This window comes from Rhodococcus sp. NPDC004095 (assembly GCF_053604015.1).
In genome coordinates, this window is sequence record NZ_JBSGGS010000016.1 from 66027 (window position 1) to 88143 (window position 22117).

The 22117-nt window shown below is 70.0% G+C and carries 18 protein-coding genes; 11 read left to right on the forward strand and 7 right to left on the reverse strand.

Translation table 11 applies throughout. From position 1 onward, the window contains the following. The first annotated feature begins 20 nt into the window (after positions 1–20). Positions 21–1007, forward strand: a complete 987-nt coding sequence (locus ACWEPG_RS24625; RefSeq protein WP_452595550.1) for an NAD(P)H-quinone oxidoreductase — start codon at positions 21–23, stop codon at positions 1005–1007. Positions 1008–1115: 108 nt separating this feature from the next. Here ACWEPG_RS24625 and ACWEPG_RS24630 read toward each other — a convergent pair whose 3' ends face one another. Next, positions 1116–2315, reverse strand: a complete 1200-nt coding sequence (locus tag ACWEPG_RS24630) for a cysteine desulfurase-like protein (RefSeq protein WP_450115601.1) — start codon at positions 2313–2315, stop codon at positions 1116–1118. Between the two features lie 142 nt (positions 2316–2457). Between ACWEPG_RS24630 and ACWEPG_RS24635 the strand changes: the two genes are divergently transcribed. The 5 genes from ACWEPG_RS24635 to ACWEPG_RS24655 all read left to right on the forward strand — a co-directional run bounded on the left by ACWEPG_RS24635 (position 2458) and on the right by ACWEPG_RS24655 (position 9054). Beyond that, positions 2458–3048: a bacterial proteasome activator family protein gene (locus ACWEPG_RS24635; protein ID WP_450115602.1), complete on the forward strand. Its 591-nt coding sequence runs from the start codon at positions 2458–2460 to the stop codon at positions 3046–3048. A 97-nt stretch (positions 3049–3145) separates the two neighbouring features. Further along, positions 3146–4021, forward strand: coding sequence for a galactan export ABC transporter permease subunit Wzm/RfbD (gene wzm / locus ACWEPG_RS24640; RefSeq protein ID WP_450115603.1), 876 nt, complete (start codon positions 3146–3148; stop codon positions 4019–4021). A gap of 10 nt (positions 4022–4031) precedes the next feature. Next, positions 4032–4844, forward strand: coding sequence for a galactan export ABC transporter ATP-binding subunit Wzt/RfbE (gene wzt / locus ACWEPG_RS24645; protein ID WP_450115604.1), 813 nt, complete (start codon positions 4032–4034; stop codon positions 4842–4844). Then, entirely contained in the window at positions 4841–5728 is an 888-nt protein-coding gene (gene glfT1, locus ACWEPG_RS24650; protein ID WP_450115605.1) for a galactofuranosyltransferase GlfT1, read from the forward strand. The genes wzt and glfT1 overlap by 4 nt, the downstream gene beginning before the upstream one ends. A gap of 62 nt (positions 5729–5790) precedes the next feature. Then, on the forward strand, positions 5791–9054 hold the full coding sequence (locus ACWEPG_RS24655) for a BTAD domain-containing putative transcriptional regulator (RefSeq protein WP_452595551.1): 3264 nt from the start codon (positions 5791–5793) through the stop codon (positions 9052–9054). Here the strand turns inward: ACWEPG_RS24655 and ACWEPG_RS24660 are convergent. Further along, complete coding sequence (locus ACWEPG_RS24660) at positions 9011–9706, reverse strand: hypothetical protein (protein WP_452595552.1); 696 nt, start codon at positions 9704–9706, stop codon at positions 9011–9013. The two genes, ACWEPG_RS24655 and ACWEPG_RS24660, sit on opposite strands and share 44 nt — an antisense overlap. Positions 9707–10053: 347 nt before the next feature. Between ACWEPG_RS24660 and ACWEPG_RS24665 the strand changes: the two genes are divergently transcribed. Both ACWEPG_RS24665 and ACWEPG_RS24670 read left to right on the forward strand, forming a co-directional pair. Continuing rightward, positions 10054–11277: a hypothetical protein gene (locus ACWEPG_RS24665; protein ID WP_450115608.1), complete on the forward strand. Its 1224-nt coding sequence runs from the start codon at positions 10054–10056 to the stop codon at positions 11275–11277. 475 nt (positions 11278–11752) lie between these two features. Then, positions 11753–12601: a class I SAM-dependent methyltransferase gene (locus ACWEPG_RS24670; protein ID WP_450115609.1), complete on the forward strand. Its 849-nt coding sequence runs from the start codon at positions 11753–11755 to the stop codon at positions 12599–12601. A gap of 24 nt (positions 12602–12625) precedes the next feature. Here ACWEPG_RS24670 and ACWEPG_RS24675 read toward each other — a convergent pair whose 3' ends face one another. The 3 genes from ACWEPG_RS24675 to ACWEPG_RS24685 form a co-directional block, all read right to left on the reverse strand. Continuing rightward, complete coding sequence (locus tag ACWEPG_RS24675; RefSeq protein ID WP_450115610.1) at positions 12626–14131, reverse strand: glycosyltransferase family 39 protein; 1506 nt, start codon at positions 14129–14131, stop codon at positions 12626–12628. Positions 14132–14135: 4 nt separating this feature from the next. Continuing rightward, on the reverse strand, positions 14136–16025 hold the full coding sequence (locus ACWEPG_RS24680; protein WP_450115611.1) for a glycosyltransferase: 1890 nt from the start codon (positions 16023–16025) through the stop codon (positions 14136–14138). A 97-nt stretch (positions 16026–16122) separates the two neighbouring features. Beyond that, positions 16123–16590, reverse strand: coding sequence for a GtrA family protein (locus ACWEPG_RS24685; RefSeq protein ID WP_450115612.1), 468 nt, complete (start codon positions 16588–16590; stop codon positions 16123–16125). 113 nt (positions 16591–16703) lie between these two features. Here ACWEPG_RS24685 and ACWEPG_RS24690 point away from each other — a divergent pair, with 113 nt between their 5' ends. Next, positions 16704–17663: a glycosyltransferase gene (locus ACWEPG_RS24690; protein ID WP_450115613.1), complete on the forward strand. Its 960-nt coding sequence runs from the start codon at positions 16704–16706 to the stop codon at positions 17661–17663. After that, entirely contained in the window at positions 17660–19276 is a 1617-nt protein-coding gene (locus tag ACWEPG_RS24695; protein ID WP_450115614.1) for a DUF2142 domain-containing protein, read from the forward strand. Before ACWEPG_RS24690 ends, ACWEPG_RS24695 begins: the two co-directional genes overlap by 4 nt. Positions 19277–19341: 65 nt before the next feature. Here ACWEPG_RS24695 and ACWEPG_RS24700 read toward each other — a convergent pair whose 3' ends face one another. Further along, positions 19342–20034 (reverse strand): pentapeptide repeat-containing protein, encoded by a 693-nt coding sequence (locus tag ACWEPG_RS24700; RefSeq protein ID WP_450115615.1) that lies wholly within the window; start codon positions 20032–20034, stop codon positions 19342–19344. 170 nt (positions 20035–20204) lie between these two features. Further along, on the reverse strand, positions 20205–21200 hold the full coding sequence (gene rfbB, locus ACWEPG_RS24705) for a dTDP-glucose 4,6-dehydratase (RefSeq protein ID WP_450115616.1): 996 nt from the start codon (positions 21198–21200) through the stop codon (positions 20205–20207). A gap of 41 nt (positions 21201–21241) precedes the next feature. On the opposite strand from rfbB, the gene rfbA reads away from it, so the two are divergent. Next, the gene (gene rfbA / locus ACWEPG_RS24710; protein WP_450115617.1) at positions 21242–22117 is read left to right on the forward strand and encodes a glucose-1-phosphate thymidylyltransferase RfbA; all 876 of its coding nucleotides are present in this window, start codon (positions 21242–21244) and stop codon (positions 22115–22117) included.

Below are 22117 nucleotides of genomic sequence, written 5' to 3' on the forward strand. Positions count from 1 at the left end.
ACAACCGATAGCGTCGAGCCATGCATGCGATCACCGTCACCAGTCCCGGCGGCCCCGAGGCCCTGCAGTGGGCGGAGGTTCCGGACCCGGCACCCGGTCCGGGCCAGGTTCTCCTGGACGTCGCCGCCACCGCCGTCAACCGCGCCGACGTGCTGCAGCGACGCGGCCTGTATCCGCCGCCGCCCGGCGCCAGCGACATCCTCGGCCTCGAATGTTCCGGCACCGTCGCCGCGGTCGGCGACGGGGTGCGCGACTGGCAGGTCGGCGACCGGGTGTGCGCGCTGCTCGCCGGCGGCGGCTACGCGGAGAAGGTCGTGGTCCCGGCGGGCCAGCTGCTGCCGGTGCCGGACGGCCTGGACCTCGTGGCCGCGGCGTCGCTGCCCGAGGTCGCGTGCACGGTGTGGTCGAACCTGGTGATGATCGGCGGGATGCACGCGGGACAGCTGGTGCTCATCCACGGCGGCGGCGGCGGCATCGGCACCCACGCGATCCAGGTCGCGGTGGCACTCGGCGCCACGGTCGCCGTCACCGCCGGTTCCGAGCACAAGCTCGCCGCCTGCCGCGACCTCGGCGCGACGCTCACCGTCAACTACCGCGAGGACGACTTCGTCGCCGCGGTCCGTGACACCCCGCAGCGCGGCGCCGACCTGATCCTCGACAACATGGGCGCCAAGTACCTGGACCGCAACGTCGACGCGCTCGCCAAGGACGGACAGCTCTGCGTGATCGGCATGCAGGGCGGCGCGGTCGGGGAGCTGAACCTGGGCAAGCTGATCGCCAAGCGGGGCCGGGTCTTCGCGACCGGCCTGCGGGGCCGTCCCGAGACCGGCCGCTCCAGCAAGGCGGAGATCGTCACCGAGGTGACGCGGAAACTGTGGCCGCTGGTCGCGGACGGCACCGTCCGTCCGGTCGTGCACGCGGAGCTGCCGATCACCGAGGCCGCCACCGCCCACGAGATGCTCGACTCCGCCGACACCGTCGGCAAGGTCGTCCTCACCCTCGCCTGACCCTGCCCACCGATCCCCGATTCACCAGGCCTCCGGTTCCGTAATGTCACATCGGCTGGCGTCAAGTGAGCCGATGTGACATTACGGAACTTTGGGGTGGGGGCGCGGTCAGCCGAGCGAGGCGACGGCGCGGACGAGCTGGTCGATCTCGTAGCGGGTGGTGTAGGGGGCCAGGCCGATCGTCACGGCGCCGCCCTCCTCGTTGACGCCGAGGGAGTCGAGCAGGCGGCTGCCCTTGCCGCCGACGACCGTGCCGATGCGGCGCTCGGCGAAGTGCACGGCGACCTTCTCGGCGGGCACCCCGGCGACGGTGAAGCTGATCGTCGGGACCCGGCTGTACGAGGTGCCGATCAACGTCACCTGCGGCAGCCGGCGCAGCGACGCGAGGAGCCGCTCGAACAGCCGGTCGTGGTAGTCCTGCAGCGAACTGATCGACGTCTCCAGCCGCTCCCGGCGGGATCCGGTCGCGGACTCGTCGAGGTTCGCGAGGTAGTCGATGGACGCCGTGAGCCCCGCCAGCAGCGCGTACTGGTGGCCGCCGAGTTCGAGGCGGCTCGGGCCGGTGGCGTGCGGGTTCAGCGAGATCGACGGGATCCGGTCGATCAGCCCCGGGTCGCGGAACACCAGCGCACCGATCTGCGGGCCACCCCAGCTGGGCCCGCTGACCGCGAGCACGTCCGCGCCGAGTTCGTGGATGTCGACGTGCGCGTACGGGGCGGCGGCGACGGCGTCGCACACCATCAACCCGCCCATCTCGTGGATCCGGTCCGACGCGACCCGGACGTCGGGCGCGGAGCCGACGATCGGCGACGCGGCGGTCAACGCGACCAGCCGGGTGGTCGGCCCGATGAGTTCGGCGAACTGCCAGCTCGGCAGGTCGCAGGTGTCGATCTCGACCTCCGCCCAGCGGACCTGCGCGCCGTACCGGTTCGCCACTCGCAGCCAGGGCGCGACGTTGGCCTCCTCGTCGAGCCGCGACAGCACGACACCGGTGCCGAGCCCGAGCCGCGAACTGAGCGCCTCCGCCAGCCACGCGAGCAGCGTCGCCCGGTCCGGTCCGAGGACGACACCGGCGGGGTCACCACCGACGAGGTCCGCGACCGCTTCGCGGGCGGCCTCGAGGATCTCGGCGGCACGGCGGGCACCGACATGCCTGCCGACCTGCGAGGAGGCCGATCCACGGAACGCGGTCGACACGGCGGTCGACACGGAATCGGGGTGCAACATTCCGGACTGCGGATCGAGATGGATCCATCCGTCCCCGAGTGACGGGATCAGTCCCCGCACCCGGGCGACGTCGTAAGCCATGCCCGACAGCCTAAGACCTGTTTTCATCGCGATGCGATCGGGATGACGGATTGCACACCCCGGCAGCCGATCTGAAATGCCGCGGCACGGCGGGTCACGTGGGGTCTTAGCGGATCGCCGCTGGAACCGACAAGATGGAGTCATGACGCAACCGGAGAATGAACACGTCGTCGTGATCGGACCCGACGGTCAACCCGTGGCCCTGACGTCGACCGGCCCGGCGCCGGACCCGACCGCCGCGGCCTCGGACAACGGCAGCGGCGAACCGGGCGGTGGCGACGAGCAGGGCGGCGAGTCCCTCGCCGACATGGTCGAGCAGCCGGCGAAGGTCATGCGGATCGGCACGATGATCAAGCAACTCCTCGAGGAGGTGCGCGCGGCTCCGCTCGACGACGCCAGCCGCAACCGGCTCAAGGAGATCCACAAGTCGTCCATCCGCGAGCTCGAGCAGGGTCTCGCGCCGGAACTGCGCGAGGAGCTGGAACGGCTCGCGCTGCCGTTCACCGACGACAACGTGCCGTCCGACGCCGAGCTGCGGATCGCGCAGGCCCAGCTGGTTGGCTGGCTGGAGGGCTTGTTCCACGGCATCCAGACGGCGCTGTTCGCGCAGCAGATGGCGGCGCGGGCGCAGCTCGAGCAGATGCGGCAGGGCGCGCTGCCGCCTGGTCTCGGTGGCGCCGCTCACGTCCAGCCGGGTCAGCAGGCGCAGCCGGGCACGGGCCAGTACCTGTAGGCGGTGTGCTGCTCGTGCGCGGTTCGCGGGTCCGTCCACCCGTGAAGTGCGCACGAGCGGCGGGGGCGTTCTCGGCAGGCCGGTAGGCTCGGACCTCGTGTCAGCATCCGCCCTCGAATCCGAGACCGCCGCGACCGCCTCGCCGCCGGCCTCCGACTCGCAGACCTTCCGCCGCGCGGTCAAGGACCTCCGCGACGGGTTCGCACAGCGTGAACTGTGGCTCAGCCTGGGCTGGCAGGACATCAAGCAGCGTTACCGGCGGTCGGTGATCGGTCCGTTCTGGATCACCATCGCCACCGGCGTGCAGGCCACCGCGATCGGCATCCTGTACGCGGCGCTGCTCGACATGCCGCTCGACGAGTTCCTGCCGTACGTCACCGTCGGCCTGATCGTGTGGAACCTCATCAACGCCTCGATCATCGAGGGGTCCGAGGTGTTCATCGCGAACGAGGGTCTGATCAAACAGCTGCCGTCGGCGCTGAGCGTGCACATATATCGCCTGGTGTGGCGGCAGCTGCTGTTCTTCGCGCACAACCTGGTGATCTACGTGATCATGGTGGTCGCGTTCGCGGTGTGGCGGGACCTGAGCTGGGCGTCGCTGGCGGCGATCCCCGCCATCGCACTGATCGTGCTCAACGCGCTGTGGGTGTCGATCGTGTTCGGCATCTTCGCGACCCGCTACCGGGACATCGCGCCGATCCTGTCGTCGCTGACCCTGCTGCTGTTCGTGCTGACGCCGATCATGTGGACGACGCAGAGCCTCGAGGCGCAGGGCGGCGCGGTCGCCGATCGGGCGAAGATCGCCGAACTCAACCCGCTGTTCCACTACCTCGACATCGTGCGCGCGCCGATGATCGGGCAGCCGCAGGAGCTGTACCACTGGTACATCGTGCTGGGGATCACCGTCGTCGGCTGGGCGGTCGCCCTGCTGGCACTGCGCAAGTACCGGGCCCGCGTGCCCTACTGGGTCTAGGGGGTCCACCGTGAGCAAGGTCAGCATCGACACCCACAACGCGTGCGTCGACTTCCCGATCTTCGACGCCAAGTCCCGGTCGCTGAAGAAGGCGTTCCTCGGCAAGGCCGGCGGCGCGATCGGCCGCACCGACTCCGACGTCGTCGTCGTCGAGGCGCTCAACGACATCACGATGTCGCTGAAGGAGGGCGACCGGGTCGGACTGGTCGGCCACAACGGCGCCGGCAAGTCGACGCTGCTGCGGCTGCTGTCCGGCATCTACGAGCCGACCCGCGGCAGCGCCCACATCCGCGGCCGCGTCGCGCCCGTCTTCGACCTCGGTGTCGGCATGGACCCGGAGATCTCCGGCTACGAGAACATCATCATCCGCGGCCTGTTCCTCGGGCAGACCCGCAAGCAGATGCTCGCGAAGATGGACGAGATCGCCGACTTCACCGAACTCGGCGAGTACCTGAACATGCCGCTGCGCACGTACTCGACGGGCATGCGGGTGCGGGTCGCGATGGGCGTCGTCACCTCGATCGACCCGGAGATCCTTCTGCTCGACGAGGGCATCGGCGCCGTCGACGCCGAGTTCATGAAGAAGGCGCGCGTCCGGCTGCAGGCACTGGTCGAACGCTCCGGCATCCTGGTGTTCGCGAGCCACTCCAACGAGTTCCTCGCGCAGCTGTGCAACAGCGCGATGTGGATCGACCACGGCCGGATCCGCATGCAGGGCGGCATCGAGGAGGTCGTGCGCTCCTACGAGGGCGACGACGCCGCCGACCACGTCCGGCACGTGATCGCCGAGATGGAACGCGAACAGGCCGGGCAGACGAAATGAGCGAACGGATCGTCGGTGTCGTCGTCACGCACCGCCGACGCGAACTCCTCGCCGAGTCCCTGGCGGTTCTCGCCGCCCAGTCCCGGCCGCTGGACCACCTGGTCGTCGTCGACAACGCCGACGAGGACGCGGTGCGGGAACTGGTCGAGTCGACGCCGATCCCCACCACGTATCTCGGGTCGAAGCACAACCTCGGCGGCGCCGGCGGCTTCGCGCTCGGCATGCTGTACGCGCTCTCGCTCGGCGCGGACCGTGTCTGGCTCGCCGACGACGACGGCCGCCCCGACGGACCGGACGTCCTCGCCACCCTGCTCGACTGCGCGACCCGGCACGGACTGGCCGAGGTGTCGCCGGTGGTCTGCGACATCGACGACCCCGACCGGCTGGCGTTCCCGCTGCGCCGCGGCGTCGAGTGGCGCCGCCGCCGCAGCGAACTCGGCGACGAGGAGTTCCTGCCGGGGATCGCCTCCCTGTTCAACGGCGCCCTGTTCACCGCCGCCGCGATCGACGCGGTCGGGGTGCCGGACCTGCGGCTGTTCGTCCGCGGTGACGAGGTCGAGGTGCACCGCCGTCTGGTCCGGTCGGGGCTGCCGTTCGGGACGTGCCTGCGGACCGCGTACGTGCACCCGAACGGCGCGGACGAGTTCAAGCCGATCCTCGGCGGGCGGATGCACACCCAGTACCCGGACAACGAGACGAAGCGGTTCTTCACCTACCGCAACCGCGGCTACGTGATGTCGCAGCCCGGCATGCGCAAGCTGCTGCCGCAGGAGTACGCCCGCTTCGGCTGGTACTTCCTCGTCCAGCAACGCGACGTCCGCGGGTTCCGGGAGTGGATGCGCCTGCGCGGGCTGGGCCGCCGGGAGAGGTTCGAGCGTCCCTGACGCCTTCGCGCGGGAAACGATGACCGGTCGCGAGGCCGCGGCCCGCGCTAGTGTTCGTCCCCATGAGCGCCCCCGCCGCCGCACCGGATCCCCCGGTGTCGGTGCACGTCCTGGGGTCGGTGCGGGCCCGGGTCGGCGGGACACCGGTCGATCTCGGTGGCCCGAGCCGGCGGGCGGTGCTGGCGCGGCTGGCGGCGGCGCGCGGGGCGGTGGTGTCGACGGATCTGCTGATCGAGGACCTGTGGTCCGGAGGCGCCCCGCCGAAGGCGCTGGCCGCGCTGCAGGTGCACATCTCCTACCTGCGCCGCATCCTCGAGCCGGGCCGCCGGGCCCGGACCCCGGCGCGGGTGCTGGTCAGCGACCCGCCCGGATACGCGCTGACCCTGCCCGGAACCGCCGTGGACGTCTGGCACTTCGAGGCGCTGGTGCGGCGTGGGCTCGACGCCGCCGATCCGGCGCGCCGAGCGGACCTGTTCGAGCGGGCGCTGGACGTGTGGACCGGTCCCCCGTTCCAGGAACTGGCCGACGTCGACTGGGCACTGCCCGAGATCGCCCGGCTGCAGGAGTTGCGCCGCACCGCCGTGGAGGAACACGCGAGAAGCGCACTGGAACTGGGCAACCCGGAGTCGGTGGCGGCGCGGTTGGACCGGCACGTCGCCGACAATCCCGGACGGGAGGCGGCGGTCGCGCTGCTGGCGACGGCGCACTACCGGGCCGGGCGCCCCGCCGACGCCCTGACCACCCTGCGCACCGCACGCGAGTACCTCGCCGACGAACTCGGCGTCGACCCCGGACCGCGGCTGCGCGACCTCGAGCGCGACATCCTCACCCACGCCCCCGCCCTCGCACCGGCTCCGACGCCGGTGGCCGCCCCGCCGACGCCGGCGAACGGGCGCCCGGACGAGCTGGCCGCGCTGCTCGCCGAGGCCGAGCGCGCCGCCGCCACCGGTCTGCGGCTGGTCTGGGTCGGCGGCGAAGCGGGTGCCGGGAAGACCACCCTGCTCACGCACCTCGTCACCGCCCTGACCGCACGCGGCTGGTGTGCCGCGTGGGGGCACTGCCCGGAGGTCGACGGCGCACCGCCCGGATGGCCGTGGGGTGAGGCGCTGCGCGATCTGCGCGAGCGGTACCCGATGGACCCCACGACCGCGCAGCAGCTGTCGAACCTGCTCGGGGAGAACGGTTTCCACGCCTCGGGTGCGAGCCCGTTCTGGCTGTCGCAGGCGCTGCCCCCGTACCTGTCGTCGGTGGCGCAGCGGGCCCCGCTCGTGCTCGCCCTCGACGACGTCCACCGCGCCGACGAGCTGACCCTGCAGCTGCTGCGGCACGTCGCGGCCCGGGCATCGGGTTCACCGCTCCTGGTGCTCGCGACCTTCCGCGAGGAATCGCCCGAGCTGTCCGCGGCCCGGGCGGCGACGGCCGGAGCACCGGGTGTCCGGATCGAGTTGGGTGCGCTGTCCGAAGCGGGCGTCGCGGCGGTCGCCCGGGACGCCGGGCTCGACGCGCTGTCCGGGCCCGACATCACCCGGCTCACCGACCGCACCGGCGGAAACCCGTTGTTCGTCAAGGAGTTCGCCCGGCTGATCGCAACCGGCGGCACCGGCTCCGCGGAACTGACGGTGCCCGAGGGTGTTCGCGACGTGCTCCGCCGGCGCATCGCGCGACTGCCCGAGCCGAGCGTGGCGGCACTGCGTCGCGCATCGGTGCTCGGGCGCGAACTCGACCTGGACATCCTGCTGGCCGTCGGCGACCAGAGCGAGGACGCGCTGCTCGACGCGCTCGAGCCGGCGCTCGCGGCGAACCTGCTCGCCGAATCCGGGCCCGATCGGCTCCGGTTCCCGCACATGCTCATTCGCGACACCCTCTACGCGGACCTGCCCGGGATCCGGCGGTCACGCCTGCACGCCGCCGCGCTCACCGCACTCTCCGCGCGGGCACCCGACGACCTCGCGACACTGGCCCGGCACGCGATCGCGTCGGCGACACCGGCGACCGCGGCGGCGGCCGCCCGGCACGTGGCTCGCGCGGCCGGGCAGGCGGACGCGCTGTCGTCGTACCGGGAGTCGGCCCAGCTGTGGGGCGCGGCCCTGCACCTGTGCGAAATGTCGTCCACGCCGGACGAAGCCCTGTTGCTCGACGTGCTCGTCCCCTACGTCGGCGCACTCGCCCGCACCGGCGACGTCGTCTCCGCGCGCCGGTACCGCCAGGCCGCGATCGACGCGGCGACCCGCCAGGGTGACGAAGCGGCTCTGATCCGGGCGCTGACCGCCTGGACCGCGCCGGTGACCTGGTACATCCGCACCGGCCCGGACGTCGACGAGGCGGTCGTCGGCCCACTCGAGGCGCTGCTGCGCTCCGCCGACCTCTCCGACTCGGATCGGGCTCTGCTGTTGGTAGCCAAGGTCTTCGAGATCGAGGAGAACGATTTCGCCGCCGTGCTGGACGCGGCACACGAGGCGCTGCGGCTCGCGCGCACCGTCGGCGACCCGATGGTGCTGCGCCGGGCGCTCAACGCGTACGGCTACATCGCGTACGGCCCGGACTTCGCGGCCGAGCGGCGGGCCGTCGCGGAAGAACTGCTCGCCGTCGCGGGCGCGTCCGGCGATCCGGGGTTCCAGGCGCAGGCCCACTTTCAGTTGTTCATGGCGGCCGCGGCCGACGGCGACCTCGACGAGGCGCGCGAGCAGGCCACCGAGGCGGTCGAGTACGCCGCGGGCAACCAGCTGTCGCAGATGCTCGGGGCGCTCGACACCTTCCGCGGTCTCACGGACATCGTTGCCGGAGAACTCGATTCCGCTCTCGAACGCTACGACGCGGCGGCTCAGCAGCTGGCCGCGGCGGGCACCGGCAATGCCGACTGGTTGCGGGTGATCGGACGGGTCGGCGTCGGAGTCGCGGCCGGAAGCCTCGCCGACGTCGCCGCCGACCTTGTCGTCGTCGAGGAACACTGGCCGCAGGCGCTGCGGCCCGCGGTGGTGCTCGCGCTGCTCGACGCCGGCGACGAGACCCGGGCCCGGGAGTTGTGGGCGGGCCTCGTCGACCCGCCGCGCGACTACTACTGGCTGGCCATGACGACCTTCCGGGCCCGGGCCGCGGTCCGGCTCGGCGACCGGGCCACCGCCGAGCGGTGCCGAGACGAACTGACGCCGTTCGCCGGCCGGTTCGCCGGGCTCGACTCCGGGTCGATGTATGCGGGACCGGTGGACGCCGCCCTGGCGGAGCTCGCCGAGTATCTCGGGGACCCTGCCTGGGCGGCGCGTCATCAGGAGGCCGCGACCGCGCTCAGTGCGCAGACGCGACAGCGGTTGCGGGCCCGGCAGCGGTAGCCGATCGGGAGGGAGCCGAGGCGCGGAAGGCCCGCACCATCAGCACCCCGATCGCCGCGAACGCCAATCCGCGGGGCAGTTCGATCATCAGGCCGCTGAGCCCCTGCACGTACGGCACCGGGATCAGCAACACGATGCCGCCGGCGATCATCAACGCCGCGATCCACCGCGGGACCGCCCGCGAACGCCACAACGCGGCGCCGAGCAGCACCTCGCCGATCATCAGGCCCAGCCCGGAGACCGTCATCAACGCGGCGAACGGGGTGGTGTCGATGATCGAATCGGTGCCGGACAGCACGCCGGCACCGTCCGCGTCGAGCGCCAACGGCACCGCGATGAACGCCTCGACCGCGAGGTGCGCGATCCCGATCACCGTCGACGACACGAAGTAGACGACGAACGCGACCAGGCCGGGCAGTCCGGCGCGGGCCGACACCCAGGAATACATGCCCGGCAGGCCCAGCAGCAGGAGCAGCGTGCCGACGAACAGCAGGTACTGCGGGTAGGGGACGGCATTGGCGGACAGCGCGGCGACCGAGTGGCCGCTGTCGTCGGCCACCGGGTGCAGGATGCCCCCGGTCAGGTTGAACGCGAGCGCGACCACGAGGGCGAACCCGCTGAGGCGGTAGAGCAGTGCAGGTGTGATGGTCATGGCCCCACCATCGCGCCGCGCACTTGTCGGCGACTTGTCGTCGGCCGCCTTCGAGACCACCGATGTGGTCGGTGAGGGCCACTGGCGTCGTACAGACCGCGCCGGCGCGGCACGTGAACGCGGGTGCTCGAGTTGCCGCTCGGAGAGTGTCACCCCGAGGCCTGCGTTCAAGGCAGCCGCCTCCACGCATGGTTACCGGTGAGGCTATGCAGTGCCGCGCCTTCATCTTTCGCGGAATCCTCGGATTCGAGTAGGCCACTACTCGTTCGAACATGTTCGATAACCGACACACTCTTGAGAAGAGCGTCCTGATTCCGCAGTGCTCACGATCTAGGCAAGGAATTACCATGGCCGAGCTATTGGTCAACACGACCACCCATCAGCTTCAGCATCAGCCCTATGTCGCGGGATTCTCCACGTCAGGCATTCCGCGGTTCTTCGCCGTGTGGTCGGACAGCAGCGACGCAACCATCAAGGGCCGCATCTTCTCGCCAGACGGAGCTCCATCCGACGGTGAACTCGTGATCAACACATCGACGCCAGCCGGAGCGAATACGAACCGACAACTGCCTATCGTCTCTGGAACCTTCTCCGGGCCGGTCGTGGCTTGGATCGAGCAGGCATTCAACCCGCCGGGCCCGCCTCCCCATGTCAAGGCTCAGCGATTCAACAGCGAGGCCCAGAAGTTGGGCCCGGAAATTCAGATCAGCACGTCAGATATCGACCCCGAACACCGCCCTGCGATCACCTCGATGATCGACGGTGGCTTCATTGTCGTGTGGGTCGACGCACGGCCCGATCAGCGGATACGAGCGCAACGATTCAACATCGACGGCACGAGGAGCGGTCCTGAGTTCACCGTCAACATCACCGAAGGATTTCACCAGAACCCGATCGTGACGCGCCTAGAAGGCGAAGACGCTAACGGAAACCAGGGAAACTATGTCATCGCCTGGCGCAGTGATCCTTCGCCGCCTGGGGGTGGAGCGCTGACGTTTCGCATATTCAACTTCGACGGAACACCTGTGACCGGTGAAACCCGACCCAACCTCTCCGGCTTCAATGGCGGCAAAAGCATGACGCTCCTCGATGATGGGCGCTTCGTCATCGCCCACGTGAGAACTCTGGGCACCAGCGACATAGGGGTTACGAAGAGTGCGGTGCACGCCAACGTGTTTGAACCCAACGGCGTCTCTGCGAACATACCGATCTTCGCCACCGTCGGCGGACAAGAGATCAATTGCTTGTCGCCTGCCCTTGCGCCACTGCAGGAGAGCCGCTTCCTATTGACATGGGTGCAGAAGCGAGCAGACACGTTCGACACCACGACAAGTGTCAGAGCGCGCGTGTTTTCCGCCCAGCAGGGGAATTCCGTTGGCGACGAAGTACAGGTCAACACCACAACGGCTGGCGACCGGTTCGGAGCAGTTGTCGCGAGAGCCGGAGGCTTCGGGGAACCCGAATCTGCGTTCATCACCTGGAGCGACAGCAGTAAGACGCCACCAGACACCTCCGACTTCTCAGTGCGCGCCCGAGCGGGTCGAATCGTCGGCGGACTGGAGGTTCTCTAGGCGTCGAGGAGGTCCTGTGCAATCGATAGGGGTATCCGTGAGTATGTTGGCGATTGGCAGTTGGCCCGCTTTGAAAGAGGCGTGGATATCACAGTGCGTGAGTACAACGCCGCGAGAGGCAACCACCGAGGCACGACCCCGGTGAGGTTCAGCCGGCCAGGTTCGCGAACGGCCGTTGACGGTGCGCGGCCTTGAGTGGGCAATCATCTCGCGTTCGATCGCGCGGGCGTCATCGTCGGGGGTGGGCTTCCATCCGACGAGCAGGTCGGCGTGATCGGCGAGCTGCCAGATGTAGCGGCCGCCCCAGTGTCCAACGGGGTCGCCTGCGCCGTGGCAGCGATACCGGGACGCCCGCCCCGGTCGCCCGGCCCCGGTGACCCGGGTAGCGTGGCTGACGGGGCGCCCGGCTCGGCCGGGCTCGCCCATCCGACCGGCATCCGATCGACCGTACCCACGATCGAGGAGGTGGAATCGGATGATTCGCGGCCTTCGCCGGACCGCGCGGCTCAAGCTCCAGCGCGCGTTGGCCGAGGTGATCCACGACGCCAGTGTCCAGGCGCGGCAGGAGCAGGAGAACCGGCACGATCAGCTGCTGGCCGACCTGGCCGCCACCAGCGGCGAATTGAATCGGGTGCTCGCCGAACTGGAAGCGGCGCGCGGTCAGATCGCGACGGTCCGGGAGTACCTGGCGGAACTCGAGCACCGGGCCCGCCGGGACCTGCCCTACGCGCTCGACGTCCGCGCCTGCGCCGAGTCCGCCGCGTTCGTGGTCGAGCACATGCCGACCACCGCGGTGCGCCGGCACCCGCACGAGACCCTGCGCCTGGCGCTGTCCCGGGCGCGCGTCGACGGCCTGGCGCTCGAGTTCGGTGTCGCCGGGGGCACGAGTCTGCGGATCATCGCCGACGCGCTGCCCCGCGTCTACGGTTTCGACGTGTTCACCGGACTGCCGGAGACCTGGCGTACCGGCTTCCCTGCCGGCGAGTTCGCCCAGCCGGCGATCCCGAACGTGCCCGGCGCCCAGATCGTCCCCGGACTGTTCGCCGACACCCTGCCGCAGTTCCTGGCCGAGCACCCCGGTCCCGTCGCGTTCGCCCACCTCGACGCCGACCTGTACTCGTCGACCAGCACGGTCCTTCACCTGATCGCCGACCGGCTGGTGCCGGGCACGGTGTTGGTGTTCGACGAGTTCTTCAACTACCCGGGCTGGCAGGCCCACGAGTACCGCGCGTGGACCGAACTCGTCGAGCGCACCGGACTGAGGTTCGAGTACCTGGCCTACACCGCCGACGACGAGCAGGTGGCGGTCCGGGTGTGCGACTGACGTCGCCTGACACCCGGTACCCCGCTACCTGCGCAGCAGCACGACCTGCGAGACCGGGAACGACCACCGCTGCTCGATGTGCAGGCCCGCGCGGGTCAACTCGCCGAACTCCGGGGCGTCCTCGAAGCGGTGGGGTGGCACCGTCCAGAGTTCGTTGGAGATGTGCCGGATGGTGTACGGCTGGTCGCGATCGCGGTCGGTGAAGTACCAGAGCGTGGTGCAGGAGGTCAGCGGCTCGGCGAGGTCGGTGATCGGCCGTTCCTCGTCCCACAGCCAGCCCTGGCTCGCCGCGGTCCGGCCGAGTCCGATGTCGCGGACGCCGTCGAACGCGGCCGGGTTCGCGTTCATGACCAGCCGTTGTGAGGCGGGGTTCCAGCCGGGCTTCCCGAACAGCACGCAGTCCCCCGGCCGCATGTGCTCGGCGGCGAAGCGGTTGACCGCCGAGAAGTCCATGCCGCTGGGCTTGGCGTCGGGTGCCCGCTGCGCCAGGTAGTTCGGCAGCGCCAGCGCCGCGAGCACCGCGACACCGAGACCGGCGACCCACGCCCGCGCGGTCACCCGTGTCAGCGCCCAGCCGATCAGCAACGCCGCCGCCGGCACCGTGAACAGGAGGTAGCGCGGCGTGTACATCGGTTGCCCGACAAGCGAATACCCCACCAGGGCGATGGTGGGCAGGAGCAACCACGGCAACGCCACGACCGGCACGGTCACCGCGGACACCGGGGATCGCCGCGCGAGCAGCGCCGCCGCCACGAGGGCGGCGGCCGCCGCCGCGAAGGCGGGCGCCCCGACGAACCACTGGTACTCGGTGATCGCGCGCCACACCCGATGATCCACCGGCGGGATCCACGCCACCTGGCCGGACTGGCCGATGACCTCCAGCGCCACCGGCGAGGCAAGGAGCGCCCCGGCCGCCGACGCCGATGCCCAGCCGATCCAGGTGCGCCGCGGGGCGCGCCGGAACGCGAGAACGACGGCATGCACGGGCACCATCGCCGCGAGGTACACCAGCGTGACGACCGCGAGGGCGACACCGAAACCGTATGTGGCCCAGAGGATCAACCGTCGACCCGGCGCCGCGTCCGCGGCGACGAGCAGGAGCACCGTCAGCCACACCGCGACCGCCGCGGACCCGGCGAAGGACCTCGCCTCGACGGCGGACCAGGTGACCGCGGGGAGCACGACGAACACCAGTCCGGCGAGCAGCCCGGTGCGGCGGTCGGCCAGCCGGCGACCGAGCACGACCACCCCGGCCGCCGCGACGCCCGCTGCCAGTGCGCTCGGCACCCGCGCGGACAGCGGCGAGACGCCGAACACCGCGAACCAGTGGTGCATCACCCAGTAGTAGAGCCCGTGCACCGCATCCTGATTGGCGAGCAGCGCCCACAACTCGGACGGGCTGCGGGTCGCCGAGTGGACGGTCGCGACCTCGTCGTACCAGAACGACGGGCGCCCCGCCCCGGCCACGCCGACGAGGAAGCCGAGCGCCCCCACCAGTGGGGCGTCGATCCGGGCGGGTGCGGCCTTCACGGGACTACTTGCCGTACAACCGTTCCCAGTTCTCGCGGCTGGTCAGCTCCGGAACCGCCTCCCGGTACCGGCGGGACACGTCGGCGCCCTCGTCCCGGAGCCGCTTGAGGGTCCGCACCGCCCGGCGCAGCAGCGCCACCGCGGTCTCCTTGTTCCGCTGCCGGATTCGCACACCCGACTGGGAGGCGTCGGTGACGACCACGTGATCGAACAGCGCGATGTGCCACCAGTGAGCGTCCTCGCGCGGAATGTTCACCAGCCCGTGCTGCGTACGGCCGAGCCACTGGTTCAGTGCCCGCTTGGCCAGCACCACCCGCATCATGCTCGGTTCGCCGCCGGCCCGGCGGGTCACCAGCTCCGCGTCCCGGACCGGTGCCGTCGCGGCGTCGTGCTTGACCGTCTCCGGGTACGCGGCGCGCTCCGCGCGGATCGCGGCCATCGCCTCGATGCCGCCGTCCCGCAGGGCGTCCGGACCCTCGAGGAAGTCCTCGATCCCCCGCAGCGTGGTGGCGGCGAGGCCGTACTGCATCGCGACGAGGAACTCGGCGATGTGCCGGAAGAACATGCGCGAGAGCATCTTCGTGTCGAGTTCGCTGTGCAGGGCGCCGACGACCAGCGAGTTACGGGTGCTGAAGTAGCGGGCCCAGTCGTCGAAGTCCTTCCAGTAGAAGTCCGCGTGCCACACCGCCGCGTTCGGCAGGGTGACGGTGACGAACCCGGCCTCGCGGGCCCGGACCCCGTACTCGACGTCGTCCCACTGGAAGAAGATCGGGATCGGCAGGCCGATCTTCGCGACCACCTCGGCCGGGATCAGGCACGTCCACCAGGCGTTGTATCCGGCGTCGACGCGCCGTTCCTGGTTCTTCTTGAGCATGCTGGTGTTGCGGAGCGCCTTCGGCACCCGCTGCCCGTGCGCCAGGTGGGCCAGGTCCACGTCCTCGGCACCGACGTTGAGGAAGTCGGGGTTGAGCAGGAACAGCATCTGCGCGCCCACGAGGGTGGGTTCGACGGTGACGTTCGCGAACGCGTTCAGGCGCAGCACCGTCTCCGGTTCGCACAGGATGTCGTCGTCCATCAGGATCACGTCGGCGTGCTCGTTCGTCGCGGACACCTCGTACAGGCCGCGGGTGAACCCGCCCGCACCACCGAGGTTCGGCTGCTGGATGTAGTGCAGCTTGTCCCCGAACCGGGGCGCCACCTCGTTGAACAGGTCACGGTCACGAACCAGGTCGGTGCCCTGGTCGACGACGTAGACGGCGTCGATCGCGCCGAGCACCCGGTCGTCCGAGGCGAGCGCGGCGACCGTCTTCGAGCAGTCGTCGGCCCGGTTGAAGGTGCAGATCGCGATCGCGACCGGCCGGACAGTCTCCGGGGACTCGACCGTCCACTCGAGACGGTCGACGGTCAGCGGCCCGCCGAGCGCGTCGACCTCCACCCACAGCGCGCCGCCGTCGACGAACTTGTCGAGCGGCGCGGACAGCGTCACCGTCTGCTCCCCGCTGCGGGTCACGGTCTCGGTCACCCGGCGGTGCCCGGCGATGTCGGAGGCGACCAGGCGCACCCGGAACCGGCCCTCGGCGGCGACGTGCAGCGACACCTGCACCTCGGTGACGACGGTCCACCGCTGCCAGTAGCTGGCGGCGAAGCGGCCGAAGTAGGTGTTGGTGGACAGGGCCGCGCCCTTGCCGATGCGGATCGCGAGGCGCTCGCGCTCGGCGGAGCCCTTCACCGTCGCGTAGAGGTCGTCGGAGATGTTCTCCGACGGCCCGAGGAACACCCCTCGCTGGGCGAGCAGTCGCCCCGTCGCCGGGCGCGCGGTCAGCGCGGCGGTGTCGGCGGTGTCGGCGGTGGCCTCGGCCCCCGGAGTGAGTGCCTCGCGTGCGGGCTGCGCCATGTGATCCCCAACTGTTCTCGACCGGGCCGCGGCGCGCCTGGGCGCCGGGTGAAATCCGGGGGCCAGGATACCAACGCCCGCGCCGGGCCGAGCGGGGTCAGACGGCGGCCGGCTCCGGGGCGCGCTTGAAAACGAACTTGTCGTACGCCCAGAAGCGGAACACGACGGCGACGATCTGCCCGATCAGCGTTCCGGAGACGTTGTCGGCGAGCGGGCTGTCGAGGTTCAGCACGTACCGGGAGAAGCCCAGGCAGGCCAGCTGCAGGCCGATCGCGACGACGTTGAACAGGGCGTACAGCACCCACTGCTGCGCCGCGTTCCCGGACGGCCGGTGTTTGAAGGTCCAGTACTTGTTGCCGAAGTAGGTGACGACCGTCGCCACGCCGATCGCGATCAGTTTCGCGGGCAGCGGCGCGTGGAACATCGGGCCCTCGCCACCGAAGAACACCAACGCGTTGTAGACCCCGGCGTCGACGAGAAAGCCCAGGACACCGACCACGAGGAACGCGCCACCCTTCCGGAGCATTCCGGTCAGTTCGGCGACGGTGGGGACGGTCAAGGGCACCTCGCGACCCTACATTGTGGAAATCCGGCGGGTCTGGGCCGATTCTGTGTTAGTGGCCGTGTCGGCTAGCCTGCCTTCGCAGCGTATTCCCAGGAACTGGAGGAAACGAAGCGGTGGACACCTCCGAGCTTCGGATCGTCGCGATCGTCCCGTGCCACAACGAGCAGGCCGCGGTCGCGAAGGTCGTCAGCGATCTACGCACCGCCGTTCCAGGGATGACGGTCTATGTCTACGACAACCTGAGCACCGACGACACCGCCGCCGAGGCGCAGCGGGCGGGCGCGATCGTCCGCCGCGAGAACGTCAAGGGCAAGGGCAACGTGGTGCGGCGCGCGTTCGCCGACATCGAGGCCGACGTGTACGTCCTCATCGACGGCGACGACACCTACGACGCCTTCGCGACGCCGCGGATGATCGAGACGCTGATGTCCGGCCCCTACGACCACGTGCTCGGGGTCCGCCGCGAGATCGCGGACACCGAGGGCGCCTACCGCCCGGGCCACGAAACCGGGAACAAGGTGCTCAACGGCATCGTCGGCCAGGTGTTCGGCAACAACGTCAAGGACATGCTCAGCGGTTTCCGGGTGTTCTCCCGCCGGTTCGTCAAGAGCTTCCCCGCTGTCTCCCGCGAGTTCGAGATCGAAACCGAACTGACCGTGCACTCGCTGCACCTGCGGGTGCCGCAGACCGAGGTGGAGGTCGACTTCCGGGACCGTCCCGCGGGCAGCGAGTCGAAACTGCGGACCTACCGCGACGGCACCAAGATCCTGGCCCTGATCATCGGCCTGGCCCGGCACGAACGGCCGGTCGCGTTCTACGGCCTGTTCGGCACGCTGAGCCTGCTGGTGTCGCTGATCCTGGCGATCCCGATCGTGATCGAGTTCTACGACACCGGCCTCGTGCCCCGCTTCCCGACGCTGTTCCTCGCGTTCACCCTCGTGATCGTCGGCTGCCTGGCCTGGACCGCGGGCCTGATCCTCGACGGCATCCGCCGCTCCCGCCACGAGGCCGCCCGGTTGACGTACCTGCGCTACCCGGCGCTCGGCGAGCACTCGCGGGACTGCGCGGAATGAGCGACCGCCCGGCCACCGCCGACGAGACGACCGAACCGACGGTGACCGATGCGCTCCCCGTCGGCCTCCCTGCCACCGCAGCCGACACCGACACCGTCACCGAACCCGACGCGGCCGCCGCGCCCGAACCCGCCGGCGGGGCAGCCGTCACCGCGACCGATCCCGGCACCGCGGCGCCGGCCCGCCGGGTCCGCCGCTTCGGCGTCGCGTCGATCCTGTTCGTGGTGCTCGGGGCGATCTTCGGAACCGCGTTCGCCGTCCTCACACCGCCCTTCTGGGGACACGACGAGCTCACCCAGTTCGGTCGCGCCTACCAGGTCGCGGAGGGCGGGTTCCTGCCGCAGGAGATCCACGACGACCGCGCGGTCGCGTACGGCGGGCAGGTGCCGGCGAGCATCGACGCGCTGATGGACTTCGCGTTGACCGATTACCGCGAGAACGACAAGGAACCGGCGCCGATGGTCGCCGACCCGAGCGGCTACGACCGGCTCGAGGGCGCCGCCGTCGACGGGCCCCCGGTGGACGTGTGGTTCACCAACACCGCGGCCTACTCGCCCGTCCCCTACGCGCCCGTCGCGGCCGGACTCCGGGTCGCGGAGGCACTCGACCTCGACGTCGGCGGCACCCTCCTCGCCGCCCGCCTCGCCGGACTCGCCGCCTACCTGGCGCTCGCCGGGTTCGCGCTGCACGTGCTGCGCGGATCGCGGATCGCGTGGCTGGCGTTCACCCTGGCGCTGCTGCCGATCGCGATGTTCCAGGCCGGCACCGTCACCGCCGACACCGTGACCAACGGGATGGCACTGCTGTTCTCGGCACTGTTCGTCAAGGCGGTGTTCCTGCGCGACCGGCTGTCGAAGCCGGAGTCGCTGGTCCTGCTCGCCTCGGTGCTGGCGCTGCCGCTGTGCAAGCCGACGTACTTCCTGCTGGCGATGCTCGTCGTCTTCGTCCCGCGGGACCGGCTGGCGGGGTTGCCCGCGGTCCGCTGGGTGCCGCAGCTGACCGCCCTGGTGGGGCTGGGGCTGTTCGGGCTGTGGACGAAGATCTCCTCGGGCACCACCGAGGGCATGGGCCTGATGCGGCCGCAGAACCAGTGGTACTCGGTGATTCCGGCGGATCAGATGCAGGGCATCCTGTCCGATCCGCTCGGCTTCCTCGACACCTTCTACCGCACGCTGGTGTACCGCGACCAGCTGTACTTCGTGCAGTTCTTCGGCGAACTCGGTTTCGGGTACGTGGATGTGCCCGCGACCGCCATCGTGCTGGCGTTGACGGCGATCATCCTGGCTTTCGGGATCGCCGAGCGGCTCGACCCGCGCCGCTGGAGCACCACGGCCACCACCCTCGTGGTGCTGCTCAGCGTCGGGATGATCTTCGGCACCCTGTACCTGTCGTTCTCACCGGTCGGCTTCTACATCATCGACGGCGTGCAGGGCAGGTACTTCCTGCCGCTCGCGTTCGTCGGTTTCACCGTGCTGCTGCGCTGGATCCCGTTGCGCATCACCGTTTCCGACGGTCGCGCCCCGGGGCGCGGGGTGCCGATCGCGATCGCCCTGCTCACCGTCGGCTCACTGGTCGCGACGCTGCTCAAGTACAACACCGTCGTCTGGGGGTAGACACTCCGCGCCCGTGCGTCGTTTGGTTGCCAGGGCCACCAAAGTGCGCACGGGTGGCGCAGCGACTAGTTCCAGTTGATGCCCGTGGAGCCGATGGCAACCGATCCGAGCCCGGTGAGCCCGAAGCCCTCGACCAGGGAGCCGGTGTTGCCGACGCCGGTATTCGACGAGCCGGTGTTGACCGAGCCGACGTTGGTCGAGCCCGTGTTGGCCGAGCCGAGGTTCAGGTTTCCGGTGTTGGCGGACCCGCTGTTGCCGGTACCGGTGTTCGCCGACCCCACGTTTCCGGACCCGGTGTTCGCCGACCCGACGTTGCCCGACCCGGTGTTCGAGGAACCGACATTGCCGGAGCCCGTGTTCTGCGAACCCACGTTGTTGGATCCGGTGTTCTCCGGGCCGACGTTGAAGGAACCGGTGTTGTTCTCGCCGAGGTTGTTCGAGCCGATCGCGCTGGCGCTCGTGGCCGAGCCCCCGCCCATCGAGCCCCCGCCGACGGAGCCACCGCCGAGACCGAGGCTGCCCGCGACGTCCCGGCACGGCAGCACGGTGCCCGGAAGCGCGACCTGCACCAGCACCGCGACGTCGGAGAGCCCGAGCGGCGCGCACGCGTGGACGGCGGCCGCGGGGCTCAGCGAACCGGGGTCGACGGAGCCGTCGGCGTGAGCGAGCCCGGTACCGGTGAGTGCCAGTGCGGAAAGCGATGCGCCGACGACGAATGCGCGCCGGGTGCCGGTGGTCGTGCGAGTGACAGCCTTCATGGAGCGCTCCTTGCTCGAGCCAACTCTCAGTGAATCCGGTCATGTGGACGAAATCTCGTCTCGCGGTCGACCACGGTACCGCCGCGGGTGCGCTTGCGCGCGGCGAATCGCCGCGCGGCGCCGACCCGCGGCCTGGGGTCAACGCCAGACAGCGCGCGGCAAATCGATCGTCACTGTTCGGTGTCCGCGTAGAACGCCTCGGTCGCCGCCTTCTGCGGCCGCCACCACGACTCGTTCTCCCGATACCACTCGACCGTCGCCTCCAACCCCGCCCTGAAGTCCCGGTACCGCGGCGCCCAGCCGAGTTCTGTGCGAAGCAGCGTCGAGTCGATCGCGTACCGCAGGTCGTGACCGGGCCGGTCGGGGACGACGTCGAAATCGCCTGGGTCGCGCCCGAACAATTCCAGGAGCAGCGCGACGACGGTCCGGTTGTCCACCTCGCCGTCCGCCCCGATCAGGTACGTCTGCCCGGTCCGGCCGCGGTCGAGCACGTCCCACACCGCCCGGTTGTGGTCGTCGACGTGGATCCAGTCCCGCACGTTCCGGCCGCGGCCGTACAGCTTGGGGCGGCCGCCGTCGATCAGGTTGGTGATCTGCCGCGGAATGAACTTCTCCACGTGCTGGTACGGGCCGTAGTTGTTGGAGCAGTTCGAGATCGTCGCGCGGATCCCGAACGAGCGCACCCACGCGCGCACCAGCAGGTCGCTCGACGCCTTCGTCGACGAGTACGGGCTCGACGGGTTGTACGGGGTGGTCTCGGTGAACCGGGCCGGGTCGTCGAGTTCGAGGTCGCCGTACACCTCGTCGGTCGAGATGTGGTGATAGCGCACGTCGTGCCTGCGCACCGCCTCGAGCAGCGTGTAGGTGCCCATGATGTTGGTCTGCACGAACGGCAGCGGGTTCGCCAGCGAGTGGTCGTTGTGCGACTCGGCGGCGAAGTGCACCACCGCGTCGGATGCACCGACGAGCCCGTTCACGAGATCGGCGTCGGTGATGTTGCCGTGCACGAACGTGATTCGGTCGGCGACCGGTTCGAGGGAGGCGCGGTTGCCCGCGTAGGTGAGGGCGTCGAGGACGGTGACGTGGACGTCGGGCCATTCGGTGACGGTCTGGTGGACGAAGTTCGCACCGATGAATCCGGCACCGCCGGTGACGAGCAGCCTCATGGGGGTCAAGACTACCGACCGGGCGTGGGACACTGGCAGCCATGCGCGGAATCATTCTGGCCGGTGGGACGGGGTCCAGGCTGCACCCGATCACCCTCGGGGTGAGCAAACAACTGGTGCCCGTCTACGACAAGCCGATGATCTACTACCCGCTGTCCACACTGATGCTGGCCGGGATCCGCGACATCCTGGTGATCACCACCCCGGACGACGCACCGCAGTTCCACCGCCTGCTCGGCGACGGCTCGCAGTTCGGCGTCGCCATCAGCTACGCCGTGCAGCCCGAACCCAACGGCCTGGCGCAGGCGTTCGTGATCGGATCCGACCACGTCGGATCCGACACCGTCGCACTCGTCCTCGGCGACAACATCTTCTACGGCCCCCGTATCGGCACCCAACTGAGCCGATTCGAATCCCTCAGCGGCGGAGCCGTTTTCGCGTATCACGTGTCGGACCCGTCGGCATACGGCGTGATCGAGTTCGACGGCGACGGCCGCGCGGTGTCGCTGGAGGAGAAGCCGAAGGTGCCGCGGTCCCAGTACGCGGTGCCGGGGCTGTACTTCTACGACAACGACGTCGTGTCCATCGCCCGGGACCTGCGCCCGTCCGACCGCGGTGAGTACGAGATCACCGACGTCAACCTCGCCTACCTCGAGGCCGGCCGACTGCAGGTCGAGGTGCTGCCCCGCGGCACGGCATGGCTCGACACCGGCACCTTCGACTCGCTGCTCGACGCGTCGAACTACGTCCGCACCATCGAGCAGCGGCAGGGCCTGAAGATCGGGGTGCCCGAAGAGGTCGCGTGGCGATGCGGGTTCATCGACGACGACGCGCTGCGCATCCGGGCCGAGCGCCTGGTCAAGTCCGGATACGGCAACTACCTGCTCGACCTGCTCGAGCGAGGCAAGGACGGGTGA

Coding starts and splice junctions, on each gene's coding strand:
- ACWEPG_RS24680 (WP_450115611.1), bottom strand. CDS start 16,025: ATGGCGCAGCCCGCACGCGAGGCACTCACTCCGGGGGCCGAGGCCACC.
- rfbA (WP_450115617.1), top strand. CDS start 21,242: ATGCGCGGAATCATTCTGGCCGGTGGGACGGGGTCCAGGCTGCACCCG.
- ACWEPG_RS24665 (WP_450115608.1), top strand. CDS start 10,054: ATGGCCGAGCTATTGGTCAACACGACCACCCATCAGCTTCAGCATCAG.
- ACWEPG_RS24670 (WP_450115609.1), top strand. CDS start 11,753: ATGATTCGCGGCCTTCGCCGGACCGCGCGGCTCAAGCTCCAGCGCGCG.
- ACWEPG_RS24630 (WP_450115601.1), bottom strand. CDS start 2,315: ATGGCTTACGACGTCGCCCGGGTGCGGGGACTGATCCCGTCACTCGGG.
- ACWEPG_RS24655 (WP_452595551.1), top strand. CDS start 5,791: ATGAGCGCCCCCGCCGCCGCACCGGATCCCCCGGTGTCGGTGCACGTC.
- ACWEPG_RS24660 (WP_452595552.1), bottom strand. CDS start 9,706: ATGACCATCACACCTGCACTGCTCTACCGCCTCAGCGGGTTCGCCCTC.
- ACWEPG_RS24695 (WP_450115614.1), top strand. CDS start 17,660: ATGAGCGACCGCCCGGCCACCGCCGACGAGACGACCGAACCGACGGTG.
- rfbB (WP_450115616.1), bottom strand. CDS start 21,200: ATGAGGCTGCTCGTCACCGGCGGTGCCGGATTCATCGGTGCGAACTTC.
- glfT1 (WP_450115605.1), top strand. CDS start 4,841: ATGAGCGAACGGATCGTCGGTGTCGTCGTCACGCACCGCCGACGCGAA.
- ACWEPG_RS24635 (WP_450115602.1), top strand. CDS start 2,458: ATGACGCAACCGGAGAATGAACACGTCGTCGTGATCGGACCCGACGGT.
- ACWEPG_RS24700 (WP_450115615.1), bottom strand. CDS start 20,034: ATGAAGGCTGTCACTCGCACGACCACCGGCACCCGGCGCGCATTCGTC.
- ACWEPG_RS24625 (WP_452595550.1), top strand. CDS start 21: ATGCATGCGATCACCGTCACCAGTCCCGGCGGCCCCGAGGCCCTGCAG.